Here is a 4,065-nt window from a genome sequence, read left to right as displayed (position 1 = left end):
CGCCCAGCCTGCCCGAGACCGCCTACCTCATCGAAGCCGTGCCGGCGCGCATGCCGCTGGGCCGCCCCTGGTGGGACATCCCGGGCCAGGCGGTGCGGGTGCTCGAGATGATCGAGGCGCTGCGCGAGCGTGAGGGGACGGGCCGCGAGACGGCATGACCGACCCGCTCTTCGCGGTCTTCGACATCGGGCTCGTCTTCGCCCTCGCCCTCGGGCTGGCGATCTGGCAGCTCGTGTCGCTCCGGCGCGGCATGCGGCGGGACCGCGCGGCCGAAGCGACGCGGACCGACCGCGAGGGGTAGCGCGCGCCTCTTCCGCTGCCCCCTGCGGAGTAGGAAGGGCGTCGCGATCATCCCTTCTACGTCAGGAGGCCCGGCCCGCTGCGGTGCCGCCGAGGTGGAACACCCGGTGGGGCACGAGCTCGCCGCGCTCGACGTCGCCCACCGCGACCAGGATGCCACCGCAGGTCGCGAAGATCTTGCCCTCGACCGGCGCGTCGCGGCCGCGCAAGATCACCGACTGGCCGCGCATCAGGCGCATCGCCATGTCGCGCGAGACCGAGACGGAGGCGATCGCATCGAGCGCGGTCTCCACCGGCATCAGGTGCGCGAGGCTGCCCTCGGGGCCGGCCGCGTCGAGGCCGGCGACGTTGCAGGAATCGGCCTCCGTGAACGGCCCGACCCGGGTTCGGCGCAGGGCCGAGACGTGGCCGCGGCAGCCGAGCATGCGGCCGAGATCGCGCGCCAGCGCCCGCACATAGGTGCCCTTGCCGCATTCAGCCTCGATCACCGTGCGGTCGCCATCGTGCTCGACGACCGCGAGGCGGTCGATCTGCACCGGGCGGGCCACCAACTCGACCACCTCGCCGTCGCGAGCGAGGTCGTAGGCGCGTTCGCCCTGAATCTTGATCGCCGAATAGCGCGGCGGCACCTGCTCGATCGCGCCGACGAAGCTCGGCAGCGCGGCCTCGACCGCTTCGCGGGTCGGGCGATCGTCGCTCGTCGCCACCGGGCGCCCCTCGGCGTCGTCCGTGTCGGTCTCGATGCCCCAACTCACGGTGAAGCGGTAGGCCTTGCGGCCGTCCATCACGAAGGGAACGGTCTTGGTGGCCTCGCCCAGCGCGATCGGCAGGATGCCGGAGGCCAGCGGATCGAGGGTGCCGGCATGCCCCGCCTTCTTGGCGTTGAAGGCGCGCTTCACCACCGCGACCGCGTGCGTCGAGGTCATGCCGACGCCCTTGTCGAGGATGACCCAGCCCGACACGTCGCGCTTCTTCGGCCGGTCGGAGCGCGGACCACCGCGGGGCGGGCGACGGCCTTCGTCACCGCGGCGCTCGCCCGATGACGGGATCTCGGGGGTCGATGCCGGATGCTCTGAGGTCGGGACGTCGTTCATGGAAACCTCGGTCGGCGTCATGCTTTTTACGTGGGTCGGCGAAACGGGGTCCAGGCGGGTGCGCCTGACCTCCGGGGCCGCGTCAGGTGCGTCGGTCGTCGCCGTCCGCGTCGTCCTCGTCCGGCGAACCCTTGTCGAGGTCGCGCTGGACGCGCTCGTTGCGCAGCAGCGCGTCGATCCGGGCGGCCTCATCGAACGTGTCGTCGCGTAGAAAGCGCAACTCCGGGGCGAATTTGAGGTTCACCCGCCGGGCGACCTCCTGGCGGAGCGCCTTGCGGTTGCGATCGAGCGCGGCGATCACCGGCGCCTCGTCCATGCCGCCGAGCGGCATGACGTAGGCTGTGGCGAGCTTCAGATCGGGCGACATCCGAACCTCGGGCACGGTCACCACGTGGCTGCCGAGCACCGGATCCTGGATGTCGCCGCGCTGGAGCACTTCGGCGAGCGCGTGGCGCACGAGTTCGGCGATGCGCTGCTGCCGCAGGGTCGGGCCGGTCGGGTTGGGTTTCTGGGCCATGGTCTCTTCGGTCTCGCGCAAGGCCGTCCGGCGGGCGGACGGGGCGGGACGGGAATACGAAAAAAGACGGCCGCGGCAGGAGCCGCGGCCGCCGTGTCGATGCGCTGTCGAACGCGATCAGAGCGTGCGGCGGATCTCTTCGACCCGGTAGCACTCGATGGTGTCGCCAGCGCGCATGTTCTCGAAGTTCTCGAACGCCATGCCGCAATCCTGGCCCGACGTGACTTCCTTCGCGTCGTCCTTGAAGCGCTTCAGCGTCGAGAGCTTGCCCTCGTGGATCACCACGCTGTCGCGGATCAGGCGTACATGGGCGCCGCGCTGGACCACGCCGTCGGAGACGCGGCAACCGGCGACCTTGCCGACCTTCGAGACCTCGAAGATCTCCTGGATGAAGGCTTCGCCCAGGCGCTCCTCGCGGAGCGTCGGAGGCAGCATGCCCGACAGGGTCGCTTTGATGTCGTCCACGAGGTCGTAGATGATGTTGTAGTAGCGGATCTCGACGTCGTTGCGCTCGGCGAGCTCCCGCGCCTCCTTGTGGGCGCGGATGTTGAAGCCGATCACGACCGCCTTGGAGGCGGTCGCCAGCGTCACGTCCGACTCGGTGATGCCGCCGACGCCGGCGAGCAGGATGCGCGCCGAGACCTCGTCGTTGCCGAGTTTCTCCAGCGCGCCGGAGATCGCCTCGACCGAGCCCTGCACGTCGCCCTTGATGATGACCGGCAGCTCCTTGCGGCCGGCGCCTTCCTTCAGGTCGCGCATCATGTCGACGAGCGAGCGGTTGGCGCCGCCCGTGCGGGCGTTCTGGCGCTCGCGCTTGGTCCGGGCGCGGTACTCGGTGACCTCGCGGGCGCGGGCCTCGCTCGGCACCACGATCACGCGGTCGCCGGCATCGGGCGTGCCGTTGAAGCCGAGGACCTCCACCGGGACCGACGGCCCGGCATACTGGATGTTCTCGCCCTGGTCGTCGATCAGCGCGCGGACGCGACCCCACTCGGCGCCGGCGACGACGATGTCGCCGGTGAACAGGGTGCCGCGCTGCACCAGCACGGTGGCCACGGGCCCGCGGCCGCGATCGAGCTTGGCCTCGATGACCGTGCCCTCGCCGTCGCGCTTCTCGTTGGCGCGCAGGTTCATGATCTCGGCCTGCAGTTGCAGGCCCTCGAGCAGGTCGGGCAGGCCGTCGCCGGTCTTGGCCGAGACCTCGAACTCCAGGGTCTCGCCGCCCATCGACTCGACCTGGATGTCGTGCTGCAGCAGCTCGGTGCGGACGCGCTGCGGGTTCGCCTCGGGCTTGTCGATCTTGTTGATCGCCAGGATGAGCGGAACGCCCGCCGCCTTGGCGTGCTGGATCGCCTCGATGGTCTGGGGCATCACGCCGTCGTCGGCCGCCACCACCAGCACGACGATGTCCGTCACCTTGGCGCCGCGGGCGCGCATCGAGGTAAAGGCCGCGTGGCCGGGGGTGTCGATGAAGGTGACCATGTCACCGGACGGCGACGCGACCTGATAGGCGCCGATGTGCTGGGTGATGCCGCCGGCCTCGCCGTCGACCACGTGCTCCTTGCGGATCGCGTCGAGGAGCGAGGTCTTGCCGTGATCGACGTGACCCATGATCGTGACGACCGGGGGACGGGGATCGAGATCCTCGTCGAGATCCGGCTCGTCGGAGGTCAGGCCCTCTTCCACGTCCGACTCGGCGACGCGGCGCACGGTGTGGCCCATCTCCTCGGCGATGAGCTGCGCCGCGTCCGAATCGATCACGTCGGTGATCTTGTGGATCTCGCCCTGCTTCATCAGCAGGCGGATCACGTCCACCGCACGCTCCGACATGCGGTTGGCGAGCTCCTGGATCGTGATCGTCTCCGGGATCGTCACCTCACGCGACAGCTTCTCCTTCTGCTCGACGTGCCGGCTGCCGCTCATGCGCTGCTGGCGACGGCGGAAGGAAGCGATCGAACGGGTGCGCTCGTCCTCACCGGACGTCGCGGTCGCGATGGTGAGACGGCCGCGGCTGCGGTCGCCGCCGGGCTGCTTCGGGGTCTTGGGCGGCGTGATGATCTTCAGCGGCATGCCGGGACGGCGGATGACGCGCTTGGTCTCGCTCTCGTCCTCGTTCGCCGCCGGACGGCCGGCCGGACGCGCGGCGAACGAGGA

Annotated in this window: 4 protein-coding genes; 1 reads left to right on the top strand and 3 read right to left on the bottom strand. The window is 70.3% G+C overall.

What is annotated here, in order from left to right; genetic code table 11:
* Window positions 1-154 precede the first annotated feature (154 nt).
* Window positions 155-301: a hypothetical protein gene (locus FV222_RS29835; RefSeq protein WP_187277381.1), complete on the top strand. Its 147-nt coding sequence runs from the start codon at window positions 155-157 to the stop codon at window positions 299-301.
* A 61-nt stretch (window positions 302-362) separates the two neighbouring features.
* On the opposite strand, the gene truB is transcribed toward FV222_RS29835, so the two are convergent.
* From truB to infB, 3 genes are all read right to left on the bottom strand, one after another.
* Window positions 363-1,394 (bottom strand): tRNA pseudouridine(55) synthase TruB, encoded by a 1,032-nt coding sequence (truB, locus tag FV222_RS19120; protein ID WP_147815402.1) that lies wholly within the window; start codon window positions 1,392-1,394, stop codon window positions 363-365.
* A gap of 82 nt (window positions 1,395-1,476) precedes the next feature.
* Window positions 1,477-1,911, bottom strand: a complete 435-nt coding sequence (gene rbfA / locus FV222_RS19115; protein ID WP_147763713.1) for a 30S ribosome-binding factor RbfA — start codon at window positions 1,909-1,911, stop codon at window positions 1,477-1,479.
* Window positions 1,912-2,028: 117 nt separating this feature from the next.
* The coding region (gene infB / locus FV222_RS19110) for a translation initiation factor IF-2 (protein ID WP_147815401.1) at window positions 2,029-4,065 on the bottom strand (2,037 nt) is incomplete at its 5' end.

Source organism: Methylobacterium sp. WL103, from assembly GCF_008039885.1.
Lineage (GTDB): Bacteria > Pseudomonadota > Alphaproteobacteria > Rhizobiales > Beijerinckiaceae > Methylobacterium > Methylobacterium cerastii.
This window is presented reverse-complemented; position numbering and strand designations above follow the sequence as displayed.